General features: G+C 35.5%; 16 protein-coding genes and 1 rRNA gene. 4 read left to right on the top strand and 13 right to left on the bottom strand.

What is annotated here, in order from left to right; all coding sequences use genetic code 11:
* A 16S ribosomal RNA gene (locus tag A9G35_RS03405) occupies window positions 1–105 on the bottom strand; the annotation flags it as partial.
* A gap of 387 nt (window positions 106–492) precedes the next feature.
* Complete coding sequence (murI, locus tag A9G35_RS03410; RefSeq protein WP_065635681.1) at window positions 493–1,311, bottom strand: glutamate racemase; 819 nt, start codon at window positions 1,309–1,311, stop codon at window positions 493–495.
* 220 nt (window positions 1,312–1,531) lie between these two features.
* Between murI and metK the strand changes: the two genes are divergently transcribed.
* Genes metK through A9G35_RS03430 form a run of 4 tightly spaced genes read left to right on the top strand, consistent with a single transcriptional unit; the run spans window position 1,532 to window position 4,638 of the window.
* Window positions 1,532–2,683, top strand: coding sequence for a methionine adenosyltransferase (gene metK, locus A9G35_RS03415; protein WP_065635682.1), 1,152 nt, complete (start codon window positions 1,532–1,534; stop codon window positions 2,681–2,683).
* The gene (locus A9G35_RS03420; protein ID WP_065635683.1) at window positions 2,667–3,170 is read left to right on the top strand and encodes a SprT family zinc-dependent metalloprotease; all 504 of its coding nucleotides are present in this window, start codon (window positions 2,667–2,669) and stop codon (window positions 3,168–3,170) included. Before metK ends, A9G35_RS03420 begins: the two co-directional genes overlap by 17 nt.
* 14 nt (window positions 3,171–3,184) lie before the next feature.
* A complete protein-coding gene (locus tag A9G35_RS03425; protein WP_065635684.1) occupies window positions 3,185–3,802 on the top strand; it encodes a hypothetical protein in 618 nt (205 codons plus the stop codon).
* Window positions 3,796–4,638, top strand: coding sequence for a 23S rRNA (adenine(2030)-N(6))-methyltransferase RlmJ (locus A9G35_RS03430; protein WP_065635685.1), 843 nt, complete (start codon window positions 3,796–3,798; stop codon window positions 4,636–4,638). Before A9G35_RS03425 ends, A9G35_RS03430 begins: the two co-directional genes overlap by 7 nt.
* A gap of 59 nt (window positions 4,639–4,697) precedes the next feature.
* Here A9G35_RS03430 and A9G35_RS03435 read toward each other — a convergent pair whose 3' ends face one another.
* The 11 genes from A9G35_RS03435 to yceD form a co-directional block, all read right to left on the bottom strand.
* Window positions 4,698–5,066 carry a diacylglycerol kinase gene (locus tag A9G35_RS03435; RefSeq protein WP_065561389.1) on the bottom strand — a complete coding sequence of 123 codons (369 nt, stop codon included), beginning with the start codon at window positions 5,064–5,066 and terminating at the stop codon, window positions 4,698–4,700.
* Between the two features lie 14 nt (window positions 5,067–5,080).
* Entirely contained in the window at window positions 5,081–6,040 is a 960-nt protein-coding gene (gene accA, locus A9G35_RS03440) for an acetyl-CoA carboxylase carboxyl transferase subunit alpha (protein ID WP_034910462.1), read from the bottom strand.
* Window positions 6,041–6,288: 248 nt separating this feature from the next.
* Window positions 6,289–9,768 (bottom strand): DNA polymerase III subunit alpha, encoded by a 3,480-nt coding sequence (dnaE, locus tag A9G35_RS03445; protein WP_065635686.1) that lies wholly within the window; start codon window positions 9,766–9,768, stop codon window positions 6,289–6,291.
* A gap of 196 nt (window positions 9,769–9,964) precedes the next feature.
* Window positions 9,965–11,209, bottom strand: coding sequence for a beta-ketoacyl-ACP synthase II (gene fabF / locus A9G35_RS03450; RefSeq protein WP_065635687.1), 1,245 nt, complete (start codon window positions 11,207–11,209; stop codon window positions 9,965–9,967).
* Window positions 11,210–11,373: 164 nt separating this feature from the next.
* Window positions 11,374–11,607 (bottom strand): acyl carrier protein, encoded by a 234-nt coding sequence (gene acpP, locus A9G35_RS03455; RefSeq protein ID WP_034910452.1) that lies wholly within the window; start codon window positions 11,605–11,607, stop codon window positions 11,374–11,376.
* Between the two features lie 150 nt (window positions 11,608–11,757).
* On the bottom strand, window positions 11,758–12,492 hold the full coding sequence (gene fabG / locus A9G35_RS03460; RefSeq protein WP_065635688.1) for a 3-oxoacyl-ACP reductase FabG: 735 nt from the start codon (window positions 12,490–12,492) through the stop codon (window positions 11,758–11,760).
* A 19-nt stretch (window positions 12,493–12,511) separates the two neighbouring features.
* Window positions 12,512–13,447 carry an ACP S-malonyltransferase gene (gene fabD, locus A9G35_RS03465; RefSeq protein WP_065635689.1) on the bottom strand — a complete coding sequence of 312 codons (936 nt, stop codon included), beginning with the start codon at window positions 13,445–13,447 and terminating at the stop codon, window positions 12,512–12,514.
* 35 nt (window positions 13,448–13,482) lie between these two features.
* The gene (locus A9G35_RS03470) at window positions 13,483–14,436 is read right to left on the bottom strand and encodes a beta-ketoacyl-ACP synthase III (RefSeq protein ID WP_065635690.1); all 954 of its coding nucleotides are present in this window, start codon (window positions 14,434–14,436) and stop codon (window positions 13,483–13,485) included.
* Window positions 14,437–14,440: 4 nt separating this feature from the next.
* Window positions 14,441–15,487 carry a phosphate acyltransferase PlsX gene (plsX, locus tag A9G35_RS03475; protein ID WP_081298000.1) on the bottom strand — a complete coding sequence of 349 codons (1,047 nt, stop codon included), beginning with the start codon at window positions 15,485–15,487 and terminating at the stop codon, window positions 14,441–14,443.
* Between the two features lie 33 nt (window positions 15,488–15,520).
* Window positions 15,521–15,688, bottom strand: a complete 168-nt coding sequence (gene rpmF / locus A9G35_RS03480; RefSeq protein ID WP_065635691.1) for a 50S ribosomal protein L32 — start codon at window positions 15,686–15,688, stop codon at window positions 15,521–15,523.
* A gap of 4 nt (window positions 15,689–15,692) precedes the next feature.
* Complete coding sequence (gene yceD, locus A9G35_RS03485; RefSeq protein ID WP_065561382.1) at window positions 15,693–16,202, bottom strand: 23S rRNA accumulation protein YceD; 510 nt, start codon at window positions 16,200–16,202, stop codon at window positions 15,693–15,695.
* Window positions 16,203–16,295 lie beyond the last annotated feature (93 nt).

A 16,295-nucleotide genomic window follows, 5' to 3' on the forward strand; every position in this document is an offset into this window, starting at 1 on the left:
TCCGCCACTCGTCATCAAGTGCAAGCACTCATGTTACCGTTCGACTTGCATGTGTTAAGCCTGCCGCCAGCGTTCAATCTGAGCCATGATCAAACTCTTCAATTTAAAGTTTGATGCTCGATAACTGTCTCTGACATATTCAAATGAATCTTCAGTGTCACTTATCAAGACTTAATTTTTTTAGTCCGTAGACTTTAATCTTTCGTCTCGCAAGTGCCCACACAGATTGTCTGTTTCTTCTTTTTAAAGAGCTGACAGCTTCTATTTAACCCAACATTTCGTTGTTTTACTTCGCTGTCTCAAGGGTTGCATATACTACGCTAACCTTTTTTATTCGTCAAGATCTTTTTTAAAATTTTTGATCTCACTTAATCACTAACTTTCCGTCTGCTTGTCGCTGACTGCGTGTCAGTGGATGCGCATTATAGGGGCTTCTTTTTTTTTAGCAAGCAAAAAAGATAAAATAGCCATCTGGTCGCGCAAGTTTTAATCTTACTGAACTTTAATGTTTTGATATTTATTAAGATTGTAATCAGATAATTTTTTAATCAAATTTTCTACAGGCTGAGTATAAACTGTGCTTAATACAATATTTTCGGACGCAGAAGAAATTATTTGATCCAGATTATATTTATCATTTAGTAAATTACAGACTCTTGTCGCAATCGCATAACCTGAATCTATTAGGCTCGCCTGAGGAAAAAGCGTCTGTAATTCTGTCTTAATAAAAGGATAATGCGTACAACCTAGTATTATTGTATCAGGGATTGTTTGTAACCCAAGCCAAGGTTGCATTAGTTCTTTTAACTGTTTCATATCTACATTAATGCCTTGTAATTTATTTTCGGCTATAAGTGCTAATTCCGATAAACCTAACATTTTAACAGTACAATGCGAAGCAAATTGCTGTATTAAATCGGTTATATAAGTTCTTTCAACTGTTGCCTTTGTTGCTAATAATCCTATACATTTATTTTTAGTAAGTAAGCTAGCTGGTTTAATCGCTGGTACAACACCAATAATAGGGAAAGAAAATTTAGCGCGCAAACTAGGTAAACAAATAGTACTAGCTGTATTACAAGCAATAACTGCTAAATCAATTGGATAAAATTTAGTAACGGCCTCAATGACAGAGTTCACTCTATTAATTAAAAACTCTGATGATTTATCACCATAAGGGAACATCTCATTATCGAATACATAGATATAGTGTGCATTAGGTAGTTTATTGTAAATTTCATTATAAACAGATAAACCACCAATACCTGAATCAAATATTAACACTGAAGGCGATTGTTTTACGATATTCATTTTAGCTATAAGACATTAAATAATAAATTAGAAACGCACCATATCGTAAATTGATTAAAAATTAATGCAAGTATTTTACCCAAGTTAATGCTGTATTTAGTTCTATAAATTATGGACTAGACGTCTAGACGGTAAAACTGCTAAAATAAATGTATATATATACTAAGGCTAAATATTATATTTTAAGCATTATGCAGGAATTAAATTAAGAAGGTATTTTATGTCAGAATTTCTATTTACTTCAGAATCTGTTTCAGAAGGTCATCCAGATAAAATTGCCGATCAGATATCTGATGCTGTACTTGATGCAATTTTAAAACAAGATCCAAAAGCGCGTGTTGCTTGCGAAACATATGTAAAAACAGGTATGGCCTTAGTTGGTGGTGAAATCACTACTTCAGCTTGGGTAGACATTGAAGAATTAACTCGAAAAACAATTAATGACATTGGATATACCAGTTCAGAAATGGGATTTGATGCAAATTCATGTGCGGTGCTCAATGCCATTGGCAAACAATCTCCTGATATCAATCAAGGAGTTGATAAAAACAACCCTCTAGATCAAGGTGCTGGTGACCAAGGTATTATGTTTGGTTATGCTACTAATGAAATGCCAAATTTAATGCCTGCTGCTATAAGCTATGCTCATGACTTAATGCGCCGCCAAGCAGAAGTTAGAAAAAATGGTACACTTCCTTGGTTAAGACCTGATGCAAAAAGCCAAGTCACATTAATTTACCAAGACGGTCAGATAAAAGGAGTTGATACAATCGTTTTATCAACTCAGCATTCTGAAGGTATTGAGCAAAAAGCATTACATGAAGCCGTCATGGAAGAAATTATTAAGCCAATATTACCAGCCAAGTGGTTAACATCTAGAACAAAATACTTTATTAATCCAACTGGACGTTTTGTTATTGGTGGCCCTATGGGAGACTGTGGACTAACTGGACGCAAAATCATTGTCGATACGTATGGTGGAGCTGCTCATCATGGTGGAGGGGCCTTTTCTGGAAAAGATCCTTCAAAAGTTGACCGCTCAGCAGCTTATGCCGCACGCTATGTTGCAAAAAATATTGTTGCTGCAGGACTTGCAGACAGATGTGAATTACAAATATCTTATGCAATTGGTATTGCCAATCCTACATCAATCTATGTCAACACTTTCGGCACAGAAAAAATCCATCACGATAAAATTGTATCGCTTATTAAAGAATTCTTTGATTTAAGACCTTATGGATTGATTCAAATGCTTGATCTAATTCAACCGATCTATCAAAAAACTGCAAGTTACGGTCATTTTGGTCGAGATATATTTCCTTGGGAAAAAACTGATAAAGCGGTACTACTACGTGATGCAGCAGGATTATAAGCACATACCAATTTATTTACATAATCAAACTATGGATTGTTTAAGAACTCACTTAATGCAAGCCAATCAACGTCTACATTCCCAATATAAAGAGCCTAAGATCATTTATAAACCCAAAGGAAGTATTGCTGGTAGTGCCTTTTTAACACGTTGGGAAATTCAACTTAATTCGATTATGTTGCTAGATAATGGCAGTCAATTTATTGAGGAAGTTGTGCCTCACGAATTAGCTCATCTCATTGTCTTTAAAGAGTTTGGTAAAGTAAAACCACATGGTAAAGAATGGCAATATATTATGTCAGAAATATTAGAAGAAATCCCTGCAACAACTCATCGTTTTTCCATTCAACGCAATACTTACTTATACTACTGTAGTTGTCAACAACATCACTTAACTCCGATAAGACACAACAAAATTCAAAATAATAAAACTAGCTATTTATGTCGTAAATGCGGTACTATACTCAAACTTAAAAGTGCTATTTAATACTGAGATATTGCATGTGTAAGTTAGATTTTCATTTTTACAAAAGTTCGTTATTAATTATCACTCTTGGCATTATCCTTTATATTACGGGAAATTGGTTTATACCTTTATACAATGGAATGACGGTTGTAGTGATTGAACATATTCAATCACTCTTCTTATTATTTATGTGCTGTTATACCTATTATTATGCAAAACAAGTATCTGAACATTCTGAGCTTTATAGATTTTGGATTTGGACAATTTTCTGGTGGTTTATGCTTTTTGGTCGAGGAATTAGTTGGGGAAGAGACTTTTTCCCTGAGGTACCACGTTTCTATTATAAAATCATTGCTAGTATATTAATAGCGATCCCAATACTAAGTATATTTTTACCCACCATTCGCCGAGAAATTGCTCGTCGCTACAAATACGAAAAAATACCATTTTGGCATATATTCTTTGCTTTTTTATTCTTAGGTATAGCTGATATTGCAGAACATCGCCGTATTGGACATGAATTTCTAGTTATCACAAAAGAGCGAAAAGATCTCATTGAAGAATTAATGGAAATTCCTTGTCTTCTTTGTTTATCCTTAATAACCTTTTATATGCAAAAAAATGAACAAAATAGAGTAGATTCCCTATGCTAAGCTACCGCCACAGTTATCATGCGGGAAATCATGCAGATGTATTAAAACATATTGTTTTAACGTTATGTATTGAATCATTAAAAGAAAAAGAAAAACCTTTTTTATATTTAGATACACACTCGGGGGCTGGACGATATCTATTAAGAAGTGAGCATGCAGAAAAAACTGGTGAATATTTATCAGGAATTAATTTACTATGGCAACAATCTAATATTCCTGAATTGCTTAATACATATATATCGGTACTAAGACGCTATAATCCTTTTGAGGAAATAAAATATTATCCTGGTTCACCATTAATTGCGAAGCAATTATTACGTGAACAAGACAAGCTCAACCTTACAGAGTTACACCCAACTGATTACCCTTTATTAAAACAAGAATTTAGTAAAGATAAACGAACAAAAGTTTTACGTGAAGATGGATTTTCCCAATTAAAATCAAAGTTACCTCCACTATCTCGTCGTGGAATAATATTGATTGATCCTTCTTATGAAATTAAAGACGATTATAAAAAAATCCCTGCAGCATTATTTGAAGCATATAAACGTTTTGCAACAGGTGTTTACTTAATTTGGTATCCTGTGGTATCTCGTACACAAACTCAAAAAATGATTGATAATATTATTAATTTAGGCATAAAACGAATTTCACAATTTGAGCTGGCAATAAAGCCTGATAATAACCAAAAAGGCATGACAGCATCAGGAATGATAGTAATTAATCCTCCATGGAAATTACACGAACAAATGCGTACAATTTTACCATGGCTAAAAACAACTTTAGACGTTGAACAAACAGGAAATTTCATCATTAGAGAACTAGTTACCGAATAGATTTTGGGTAATTAAACTATTGTCAAAACTTTCCGGAAAACCTACGTTTAAATAAAAGATTATGATGAAAAGTGACAAGAAAATAGATAAATCCACAAGATAATAGTCAATAATAACGACAAAAATACAGCAGCCGAGCCATAATCCTTTGCTCGGCCAGATAAATCATGCCTTTCAGAACCAATCCGATCAACTACACACTCTATTGCACTATTTATTAACTCAGTAATCATCACAACTCCAATTGAACCAAGTAATAAAATACGTTCATAAATAGAAAAATCGACTAGCATTACAATAATATAAGCCACAATTAATAGAATTAACTCTTGGCGAAATGCGGCTTCATGTTTGATAGCTGATTTCAAACCTTTTAAAGAATATTTTGCTGCCTTAAGGATACGTAGTAAACCTGTCGATTTTTTCATTACAATATTCCAAATTACCTTACGTAGCCATAGTTCATCAAGCGTTGATATCTTCTTTCTAGTAATACAGATAAATCCATACTTTCAAGTTCATCAAGATCACTAAGTAACTGTGTTTTGAGTGAATTAGATACAACAGCATAATCACGGTGGGCACCGCCCAGTGGCTCAGGTATAATCGAATCAATAAGATTCAATTTTAGTAATTTATCTGCAGTCATATTCATAGCTTCAGCTGCAACTGGTGCTTTATCAGCACTTTTCCATAAAATCGAAGCACAACCTTCTGGCGATATAACAGAGTAAGTACTATATTGAAGCATATTAACTTTATCGGCAACCCCAATAGCAAGAGCGCCCCCAGAGCCTCCCTCTCCAATTACTGTACAAATAGTAGGTACTTTAAGACGTGACATTTCTCTTAAATTACGAGCAATAGCTTCTGCTTGCCCCCTTTCTTCAGCACCAATACCAGGATAAGCGCCTGGAGTGTCAATAAAAGTAATAATTGGTAATTTAAAACGCTCCGCTAATTGCATTAATCGTAAAGCTTTTCGATACCCTTCTGGAGCAGGCATACCAAAATTTCGGTAAATTTTCTGTTTTGTTTCTCGACCTTTTTGATGCCCAATAACCACCACAGATCTTCCATCAATACGAGCTATTCCACCAACAATTGCTTTGTCGTCAGCATAAGCCCTATCACCAGCTAATTCATCAAAATCAGTAAAAATTTCTTTCAGATAATCCAATGTATAAGGACGATTTGGATGTCTTGCTAGTTGCGCAATTTCCCAAGGAGTTAAATTAGCAAATATTTTTTTTGTTAATTCACGGCTTTTTTTATGTAATTGCTTAATCTCTTTATCTAAATTAATATCTAATTCAACTTGTTGCGAATCAATATTCTTTAAGGAATTAATTTTTGCTTCTAATTCCGCTATCGGCTTTTCAAATTCCAAAAAATTGTTCATAACGCTTGTAATTGCCTCTTAATTTATTTGGTATTTTAATAAAATACACATCTAATACAGTATACTGGCTAATTCTTAAAATAAAATTAAGCCAATTCTACTATGTAATACTCATTAAAGTCACTTAAATTTATATTATTAGACTTCAACTATTCCAAATGTTATACCACTTACATATAATTAAAGTAACATCATTTATTTAATAAATTCAATTAATCAATCAGAATACTATTAATAAGTTTATTTTCTTATTCAAACTCAAATTCAATACGATCAATGCCAATAAGTGTCTTTAATTCAACAATCAGAGAGTCCTCTGGAATAACTCTCCATGTCGTGCCGAATTGAATTCTAACAACCGAATCATCTCGGTGATAATATAAGTTGACAGGCACACTACCATGACGATAAGGTTCTAAAAGTTGTTGTAAACGCTGCAATATCGCTTGATTTGCTTCGCTTTCAGTTAATGTAATGGACAGCCCTTTTACATATTTAGCACGGGCATCTTTTAGATCAACAATATCCCGCACTGACATTTTAAAACCACCATTAAAATCATCATTACTAACTTGGCCTGTAACAATTAAGATCTTATCTTTTACGAGTAAATGTCCAAAATTTTCCAAAGATTCTGCAAAAAGCATACCATCAATACGGCCTGAACGATCATCCAAAGTAAACAAGCCAATTTTTTTACCTTTTTTAGTAATTCTGGTCCTAGCATCAGTAACAATACCAGCAAAAGTGACCGTTTTTCCCCAGCCTGTCGGAGATGCTTCACTAATTCGCAATCCACCAGTATAACGATTTAATTCTTTTAAATATTGCGTTACAGGATGCCCTGTTAAATAAAGCCCTAAAGCTTCACGCTCGCCATCAAGCAAAACTTGATCGGGTAATTCAGGTACCGCAGCATAAGCATGCTCAACTTGTTCAGGTTCTTCCGCTAAGACTCCAAACATATCTTCTTGACCAATATCTTGAGCTTTTGCATATTGATCCGCTGCCTGCATTGCATCATTAATACTATGCAAAATAGCTGCTCTGTGAGGGCCTAATTTATCAAATGCCCCTGCCATAGTAAGTTTTTCAAGTACACGGCGGTTGATCTTTTTCATATCTGTTCGAGCACAAAGTTCGAATATATTTTTAAAATATCCACCACTATTACGTGCTTCAACAATTGCCTCAATAGGCCCTTCACCGACACCCTTTATAGCTCCAATCCCGTAAACAATCTCACCTTTATCATTCACATGAAAGTGATAAAGGCCACTATTAATATCTGGAGGGTTAACCTTTAATCCCATCCGTAAGCATTCATCAACTAAACCGACAATTTTATCAGTATTATCCATATCTGCAGTCATAACTGCAGCCATAAATTCTGCTGGATAGTGAGTTTTTAACCATAATGTTTGATAAGAAACAAGCGCATAAGCTGCTGAATGGGATTTATTAAAACCATAACCGGCAAATTTTTCCACTAAATCAAAAATGCGCATGGAAAGCTCACCATCGATACCTTGCTTTTCGGCACCTTCTTTAAAGACAGAGCGTTGCTTTGCCATTTCCTCAGGTTTTTTCTTCCCCATAGCTCGACGTAATAAATCCGCACCACCTAAGGTATAACCGGACAAAGTCTGAGCAATTTGCATAACTTGTTCTTGGTACAAAATAATACCGTATGTTGGTTCTAAGATAGGTTTTAATGATTCATGTTGATATTTTATATCAGGATAGGATACTTCTTCTCTGCCATGTTTACGGTCAATAAAGTTGTCTACCATGCCTGATTGTAACGGACCTGGTCTAAATAAAGCAACTAAAGCGATCATATCCTCAAAACAGTCAGGTTTTAATCGCCTTATTAAGTCTTTCATACCTCGAGATTCAAGCTGGAACACAGCTGTTGTTTCAGCTTTCAATAACAAATCAAATGACGGCTGATCATCAAGAGGAATTCGAGTAATATCGACTGGTTTATTACCATCTCTTAACTGACGTTCATTAATCATTTTGATTGCCCAATCAATAATGGTTAATGTTCTTAGTCCTAAAAAGTCAAATTTAACAAGACCTGCATATTCAACATCATTTTTATCAAACTGGGTTACTGGGTGATTTCCTTCTGGATCGCAATAAATTGGCGAAAAATCTGTAATCTTAGTTGGGGAAATGACAACCCCCCCAGCATGCTTACCTGCATTTCTAGTTACGCCTTCTAATTGACGTGCTATATCAATTAATGATTTAATTTCTTCATTATTATCGTATAACTCCTGAAGTTGAGGCTCAACTTCAAAAGCTTTAGCTAAAGTCATTCCAGGATCTAATGGTATTAATTTCGCAATACGATCAACAAATCCATAAGGATGCCCAAGGACTCTACCAACATCGCGAATTACCGCTTTGGCAGCCATAGTTCCGAAAGTAATAATTTGAGATACAGCATCTCTTCCATACATATCAGCAACATGCTCGATAACCAGATCGCGTTTCTCCATACAAAAATCGACGTCAAAATCGGGCATTGAAACACGTTCAGGATTTAAAAAACGTTCAAAAAGTAGATCAAATGCTAATGGATCTAAATCGGTAATTTTTAATGCATATGCAACGAGAGAACCAGCCCCTGAACCACGCCCTGGTCCGACAGGAATATCATTATCTTTTGACCATTGAATAAACTCCATTACAATTAGAAAGTAACCTGGAAAGCCCATTTGATTAATAACAGTTAATTCCGTTTCTAAACGCTCATCATATTCTGGCCTTCTTTGTTTTCTAATTTCAGGATCTGGAAATAAAAACTCTAACCTTTCTTCTAACCCTTGACGCGACTTATAAACTAAAAAGTCTTCAGTAGTCATATCCCCAGTCGGAAATTTAGGTAAGAAATACTCACCTAGCCGAATAGATACATTACAGCGTTTTGCTATTTCAACACTGTTTTCAAGTGCCTCAGGAATATCAGAAAATAACTGACACATTTCCTGCTCAGAACGCAAATATTGTTCGGCTGAATGATTTTTAGGTCGGGAAGGGTCGTCAAGAGTATTCCCATCATGAATCGCAACTCGAATCTCGTGAGCTTCAAAATCAGAAGACTTTAAAAACCGAACGTCATTAGTTGCAACAACAGGTAATAAATATTGTTCAGCCAGCTTTATAGCACCATGAATGAATAACTCTTCATTAGCACGTTTAGTGCGTACTAATTCAAAATAAAAATGCTCATTAAAATTTTCAAGATAAAAATTAATTGCATTATCAATCATTATTTGATTATTACGAACAATACCGATACCAATATCACTTTCTCGCCCAGCTAATAAAATTAACCCTGCGCGATACATAACCAACCATTCCAAATCAACAACTGGTATATCACCAATATAACCTCGCTGATAAGCTTGAGAAATTAATAACGTGAGATTTTGATATCCTTCATTAGTTGCCGCTAATAACGTTATCCGATAAGTCTCATCGGGTAATTGTGGGCTTTTAATGGCTAAATCTGCACCAATAATTGGTTTAATGCCTTTTGACATTGCTGAACTGTAAAACTTAACCAGTCCACAAAGATTAGTAAAATCGGTGATTGCAAAAGCTGGCATCTGTAACTTGCTCACTTCATTTACTAATGTGCCAACTTTAGCAATTCCATCAACCATTGAGAAATCACTATGCAAATGAAGATGAATAAATTTAGGTTCCGCCATAATTACCAAAAACGATTATGCTTAAAAAATTAAGTCAGATTATAACACAAGCACTAGAAATATTCTTATTCTCTTTAATTACAAACTCTAATTGAAAAAAAGAAGAAAAGGCAAGTTCTGTTATAATATTGATAAACAAAAACGGCTATATTAAAGATATTCCGCCGATAAGATATTATCGACGGATAACGAAAAATTAGATTTTCTTAAATAACACCGAACCATTAGTTCCACCGAAACCAAATGAGTTACAAAGTGCATATTCTAAATTTTTAACCTGACGCGCTGTATGAGGGACATAATCAAGATCACACCCTTCATCAGGGTTATTAAGATTAATTGTCGGCGGAACAGCTTGATCACGCAATGCTAGGACAGTAAAAATTGATTCAACCGCACCAGCAGCACCTAATAAATGCCCTATCATAGATTTGGTTGAACTTACCATTACTTTACTAGCATTTTCTTTAAAAATACTTTTTACCGCTTGAGTTTCAGCTTTATCACCAGCAGGGGTCGATGTACCATGAGCATTAATATAACCAACTTGTTCTGGAGTAATACCTGCATCGCGCAGCGCACATTTCATTGCTAAGGCAGCACCACTACCATCGGCTGGAGGCGAAGTCATATGATAAGCATCACCACTCATACCAAACCCAACTAGTTCAGCGTAAATCTTAGCTCCACGTTTTTTGGCGTGTTCATATTCTTCTAAGAACATGATTCCTGCACCATCACCCAACACAAAACCATCACGATCTTTATCCCAAGGTCGGCTTGCTGCTTTAGGATTGTCGTTGTTAGTTGATAAAGCACGAGCTGCACCAAAACCACCGATACCCAATGGAGTACTCGCTTTCTCGCCGCCACCAGCTAACATCGCATCAGCATCACCATAAGCAATCATGCGTGCAGCGTGCCCAATATTATGCACACCAGAAGAACATGCTGTTGCAATAGTAATACTTGGCCCTTTTAATCCATAAATAATAGATAAGTGACCAGCAATCATATTAACAATTGTTGATGGCACAAAAAATGGACTGATTTTACGAGGCCCACCATTGATTAATGCACTGTGGTTTTCTTCTATTAAGCCAAGTCCACCAATGCCAGAACCTATAGCACAACCAATTCGTTCTGCGTTTTCTTCGGTAATCTCAATGCCTGCATCTTGCATTGCCTGCATACCTGCAGCAATGCCATATTGGATAAAATAATCCATTTTACGTGCATCTTTGCGTGAAATATTATAATCTTCGCCATTAAAGTTTTTAACCATTGCTGCGAAGCGCGTTGCGAAAGGGGCTGTATCAAAATGTTCTATGAGTTCAACACCACTTTGCCCAGCTAATAAAGCCTGCCAAGTGGATTCAACTGTATTACCTACAGGAGATATCATGCCCATTCCAGTAACAACAACTCTGCGTTTAGACACATTGTCCTCCAGGAAAGGATTGGAATGAAATTTGAATCAATGAAATTGTAATTTAGAGCTTTATCATAATTTGTGCTCAAACTAATTTTTATTTATAAATTAAAAACACAAATACAAACTAGGCGATCATTTGACCGCCTATCATAAAAACTCTACTAACCTTATTATTGATTTGCAGTGATATAATCTATTGCTGATTGAACAGTTGTAATTTTTTCAGCTTCTTCATCAGGAATTTCAGTATCAAATTCTTCTTCTAAAGCCATAACTAATTCAACTGTATCAAGAGAGTCAGCGCCAAGATCTTCAATGAAAGAAGATTCATTTTTAACTTCTTCTTCTTTTACACCAAGTTGCTCAACAATAATTTTCTTAACTCGCTCTTCAATAGTGCTCATACTCTTTTTTTTCCTATAAAAATCGCCGAAAGTGGCGGTGAATGTAAGTTTATAAAATGTTGAAAAAGATGCCAATCATTTTTCAACCCAATTGCTTAGTTTTTACTCAAAACATCAAAATATTGGCTCATTTTACACTATTCTGGCCAATTACACCATATACATGCCACCATTGACATGTAAAGTTTCGCCTGTAATGTAAGATGCCTCATCTGAAACCAAAAATGCTACAGCATTAGCAATTTCTGCGGGTTCACCTAAACGACCAGCAGGAACTTGAGATAGAGTCAGTGCTTTTTGTTCATCAGTCAGGGCATCAGTCATATCGGTAGCAATAAAACCTGGCGCAACAACATTAACCGTAATGCCTCTTGACGCAACTTCACGTGCTAATGATTTACTAAATCCAATTAATCCAGCTTTAGCTGCTGCATAATTAGCTTGACCTGCATTTCCCACTGTACCTACTACTGAACCAATAGTCACAATTCTGCCATAACGTTTTTTCATCATTGTGCGCAATAATGCTTTAGATAAGCGAAAAACAGATGTTAGATTTGTATTCAAAATATCTTGCCATTCGTCTTCTTTCATTCGCATTAATAAATTATCACGAGTAATACCTGCGTTATTAACCAAAATATCAATATCACCAAATTCAGTCTTAATTGCACTAATAACCGACTCAATTGATGTTTCATCTGTCACATTTAAAGCAAGACCTTTACCATTTGATCCTAAGTAATGGCTAATAGCTTCAGCACCTTTTTCTGTTGTTGCCGTACCAATAACAGTTGCGCCACAAGCAACTAACTTTTCTGCAATTGCTTTACCAATTCCACGACTTGCTCCCGTAACTAAAGCAATTTTTCCTGATAGGTTCATAACCACCTCTTTTACCATTTTACTTTGTGTTTTCTAATGCCGTTTCTAATGATACTTTATCATTAACCACAAGACCAGAAAGTGTATCAACAATACGTTTAGTTAATCCCGTTAATACTTTCCCAGGACCCATTTCAACTAAAATTTTTACATCTTGTTTTGCCATATATTCAACAGTTTCAGTCCAACGTACAGGGCTATAAAGCTGAGCAATTAATGCAGTTTTGATTTTTTCTGCAGATGTTTCAACTTTAACATCGACATTATTAATAACAGCAAACTTTGGTGTGTTAAATTCAATATCGTTTAATGTAGTCGCTAATTTGTCAGCTGCTGGCTTCATTAATGCACAATGTGATGGCACGCTAACAGCAAGCGGTAATGCACGCTTAGCACCCGCATCTTTACATAGTGAGCCTGCACGTTCAACAGCTTCTTTATTACCAGCAATAACTACTTGACCAGGCGAATTAAAATTCACTGGCGCAACAATCTGCCCTTGAGCCGCTTGCTCACATGCTTTGCTAATTGATTCGTTATCTAATCCAATAATAGCATACATTGCACCTGTGCCGCTTGGCACGGCTTCTTGCATTAATTTTCCGCGTAATTCGACTAATTTAATCGCATCTTTAAACTCAATCACGCCTGCACAAACTAAAGCAGAATATTCACCTAAACTATGACCAGCCATAAAATCAGGTTGAGTACCATTAACACTTTGCCACACTCTAAATATTGCAACAGATGAAGCAAGTAGCGCTGGTTGTGTTTGCCATGTTTTATTTAGTTCTTCAACAGGACCTTTTTGTACTAAATCCCACAAATCATAACCTAACACTTCAGAAGCTTCATCAAAAGTTGATTTGACAATCGGAAAATTATCAGCAAGATCTTTTAACATACCGACAGCTTGAGAGCCTTGTCCTGGAAATACCATTGCAAATTTGGTCATTCTTTAATCCTTGATCATAAAAAATACTTCATAAACTAAAATCTAACTAGTGCAGATCCCCAAACAAATCCTCCACCAAAGGCTTCTAATAAAATTAGGTGACCTCTTTGAATTCGTCCATCTCTTACACCAGTATCTAAAGCACAAGGCACAGAAGCAGCCGAAGTGTTGCCCTGTTTATCTAATGTGACAATAACTTTATTCATATCCATATCTAGGCGTTTTGCGGTTGCAGAAATAATTCTTAAATTAGCTTGATGCGGAACTAACCAATCTAAATCTGCTTTATTGAGCGTGTTCTCAGTTAAAAGCTCGTCAACCAAATTTGACAGTTCTTTAACTGCCACTTTAAACACTTCATTGCCATGCATTGTCATATAAACAGGATCATTCATATTACGGCGATCAACATATGGATATTTTAATAGATCACCATAACGACCATCAGCATGAAGATGCGAAGCAATAATACCTGGTTCTTCTGATGCGCCGACAACAACCGCTCCTGCACCATCCCCAAAAATGATAATGGTGCCTCGATCATTTGGATCAACACCACGGGTTAACATGTCAGAACCAACAACTAAAGCATTTTTAATTGCACCACTTTTAACATATTTGTCAGCAATATCAAGCGCATAAATAAACCCAGAACAAGCAGCTGACACGTCAAAAGCAACGACATCACCAATACCTAATTTAGCTTGTAATTCTGTTGCTGAACTTGGAAATGCATTGACCGAAGTTGCTGTTGCAACAATAATCATACCGATTTCTTCTTTATCGATATTGGCCATTTCAATTGCATTTATAGCAGCTTCATAAGCCATACTTGTTACAGTTTCATCTGGCGCTGCGATACGTCTTTCTTTAATACCAGTACGCGTTGTGATCCATTCATCACTGGTATCAACCATTTTTTCAAGATCTGCATTAGTTCTTATCTGTTTTGGAAGATAACTCCCAGTTCCTAATATCTTTGTATACATCTAATTATTCGCTCTTGGGTAGTGCGGAAGAAAGGCTCGTTGCAATCTTCTCAGGTATATTTGTTTGTATAGCCAAAATAGCTTGTTCTATTGCTGCATAAAATGATTTTTGATTGGCACTACCGTGACTTTTAATCACAATACTTCGAAGTCCAAGCAAGCAAGCACCATTATATCGTCCGGGATCTAAATAACCAAAATTTTTTGCAATTTTCCTTTGTAGCCATTTACTCAATAATTTCAATAATAGTGAATGATGACCTAACGATAATTTAAAAGAAGACATAAAAATTTTTATTAAACCTTCTACTGTTTTTAACGTTACATTACCCACAAAACCATCACAAACAAGTACATCGGTTTTACCCGTTAAAAGTTCGTTACCTTCTAAATAACCGATATAATTAATTTTGTTATTTGATTTCAAAATAGCAGAAGCCGCACGAATTTTATCCAAACCTTTAATGTCTTCTTCACCAATATTAAGTAATGCAACACGAGGATATTCAATATTAAGCACTGTTTTAGCTAAAATTTCACCCATTATCGCAAACTGAACTAACATATCACTATCACATTCAGCATTAGCTCCTAAATCCAATACTACTGTATTTTGATTGTTTAATGCTGGAACTATAGCAACGAGTGCAGGACGATCTATACCCGTCAATGAATGCAAAAGTAGTTTTGACAGCCCCATTAACGCACCAGTATTACCAGCACTTACACATGCTTGAGCTTTATTATCTTTAACTAGTTCAAGCGCAATTCTCATAGAAGATCCTTGACTATGACGAATTGCATAAGAAGGTTTCATATCATTAGCTATTACTGATGTCGATTCTATCAACATTAATCGACCTTCTTGTTGGTATTGAGTAATTAACTTTGCTTTTTCTTTAGGCAAAAAAAGATTGATTTCTGTTAGACACCCTACCAGAAAAATTGAAAGAGTTGGATAATTATTTAGTGCTTGTATTGCAGCAGGAACAACAATACGAGGACCGAAGTCCCCGCTCATAGCATCTAACGCAATGGTTAGATTATCCAAAATGTCACCTGAGGATTTCTAATTACTAAATAATTATTTAGAAATCACTTTACGACCACGATAATAACCATCAGCGGTTATGTGATGACGCAAATGTGTTTTACCTGATTCATCAACTGAGATATTAGCAACAGTTAATGCATCATGAGAACGACGCATACCACGTTTTGCACGAGTTTTACGATTCTGTTGAACAGCCATGGATTTACCCCTTATTCTTTAAACTAACTAAAATTGCAAATGGATTTGTTTTTTCATTCTCAGTAGGAATTTCACCAAATACCATATCTGCCTCTGACACTTCGCAGTGTTTACTATCATGTACCGGCGCAATTGGTAACGAGAGAATAATTTCGTCCTCAAGTAACGCTAATATATCTACTTCACCAAACTCGTTCATCAAAACGGGTTCATAATGTTCCGGTAGCGTCTCTGCTTGAGCATCGCTCTTAACAGGACTAAATTTATTCGTCACATGAACTTCAGTGACAAAAGGTTTAAAACAACGTTGACAAGTTTGTTCTAACGTTAATTTTGCATCAATATTGATAATGCAGAGTTTTTGTTCATCATAATAAAAAGACAAACTACATTCAATATCACTTTTTGGGCTATCAACCCTATTTACCGCTTGAAGTGGATAATATCCAATATAATCAAGTCGTTTTTGTGCCGATTTAATCGGGTCAATAGTAAATGGTAATTTATTTTGCATAAGATATGCATACTACCTTAAAAAAATTTTTTGGTGTAGTTAAAAACTACACAATGCCATAAGGCGCGCATATTACCTTTAAATCAAGGTTTC

This window comes from Gilliamella sp. Choc5-1, from assembly GCF_001690595.1.
In the GTDB taxonomy this organism is placed as follows: domain Bacteria; phylum Pseudomonadota; class Gammaproteobacteria; order Enterobacterales; family Orbaceae; genus Gilliamella; species Gilliamella apicola_M.

Bases quoted from the DNA above. Each gene is read 5' to 3' on its own strand.
- acpP (WP_034910452.1), bottom strand. From the start codon at position 11,607: ATGAGCACTATTGAAGAGCGAGTTAAGAAAATTATTGTTGAGCAACTT.
- accA (WP_034910462.1), bottom strand. From the start codon at position 6,040: ATGAACAATTTTTTGGAATTTGAAAAGCCGATAGCGGAATTAGAAGCA.
- fabD (WP_065635689.1), bottom strand. From the start codon at position 13,447: ATGACCAAATTTGCAATGGTATTTCCAGGACAAGGCTCTCAAGCTGTC.
- metK (WP_065635682.1), top strand. From the start codon at position 1,532: ATGTCAGAATTTCTATTTACTTCAGAATCTGTTTCAGAAGGTCATCCA.
- murI (WP_065635681.1), bottom strand. From the start codon at position 1,311: ATGAATATCGTAAAACAATCGCCTTCAGTGTTAATATTTGATTCAGGT.
- A9G35_RS03430 (WP_065635685.1), top strand. From the start codon at position 3,796: ATGCTAAGCTACCGCCACAGTTATCATGCGGGAAATCATGCAGATGTA.
- dnaE (WP_065635686.1), bottom strand. From the start codon at position 9,768: ATGGCGGAACCTAAATTTATTCATCTTCATTTGCATAGTGATTTCTCA.
- A9G35_RS03425 (WP_065635684.1), top strand. From the start codon at position 3,185: ATGTGTAAGTTAGATTTTCATTTTTACAAAAGTTCGTTATTAATTATC.
- rpmF (WP_065635691.1), bottom strand. From the start codon at position 15,688: ATGGCTGTTCAACAGAATCGTAAAACTCGTGCAAAACGTGGTATGCGT.
- A9G35_RS03435 (WP_065561389.1), bottom strand. From the start codon at position 5,066: ATGAAAAAATCGACAGGTTTACTACGTATCCTTAAGGCAGCAAAATAT.
- A9G35_RS03420 (WP_065635683.1), top strand. From the start codon at position 2,667: ATGCAGCAGGATTATAAGCACATACCAATTTATTTACATAATCAAACT.
- A9G35_RS03470 (WP_065635690.1), bottom strand. From the start codon at position 14,436: ATGTATACAAAGATATTAGGAACTGGGAGTTATCTTCCAAAACAGATA.
- fabG (WP_065635688.1), bottom strand. From the start codon at position 12,492: ATGAACCTATCAGGAAAAATTGCTTTAGTTACGGGAGCAAGTCGTGGA.
- yceD (WP_065561382.1), bottom strand. From the start codon at position 16,202: ATGCAAAATAAATTACCATTTACTATTGACCCGATTAAATCGGCACAA.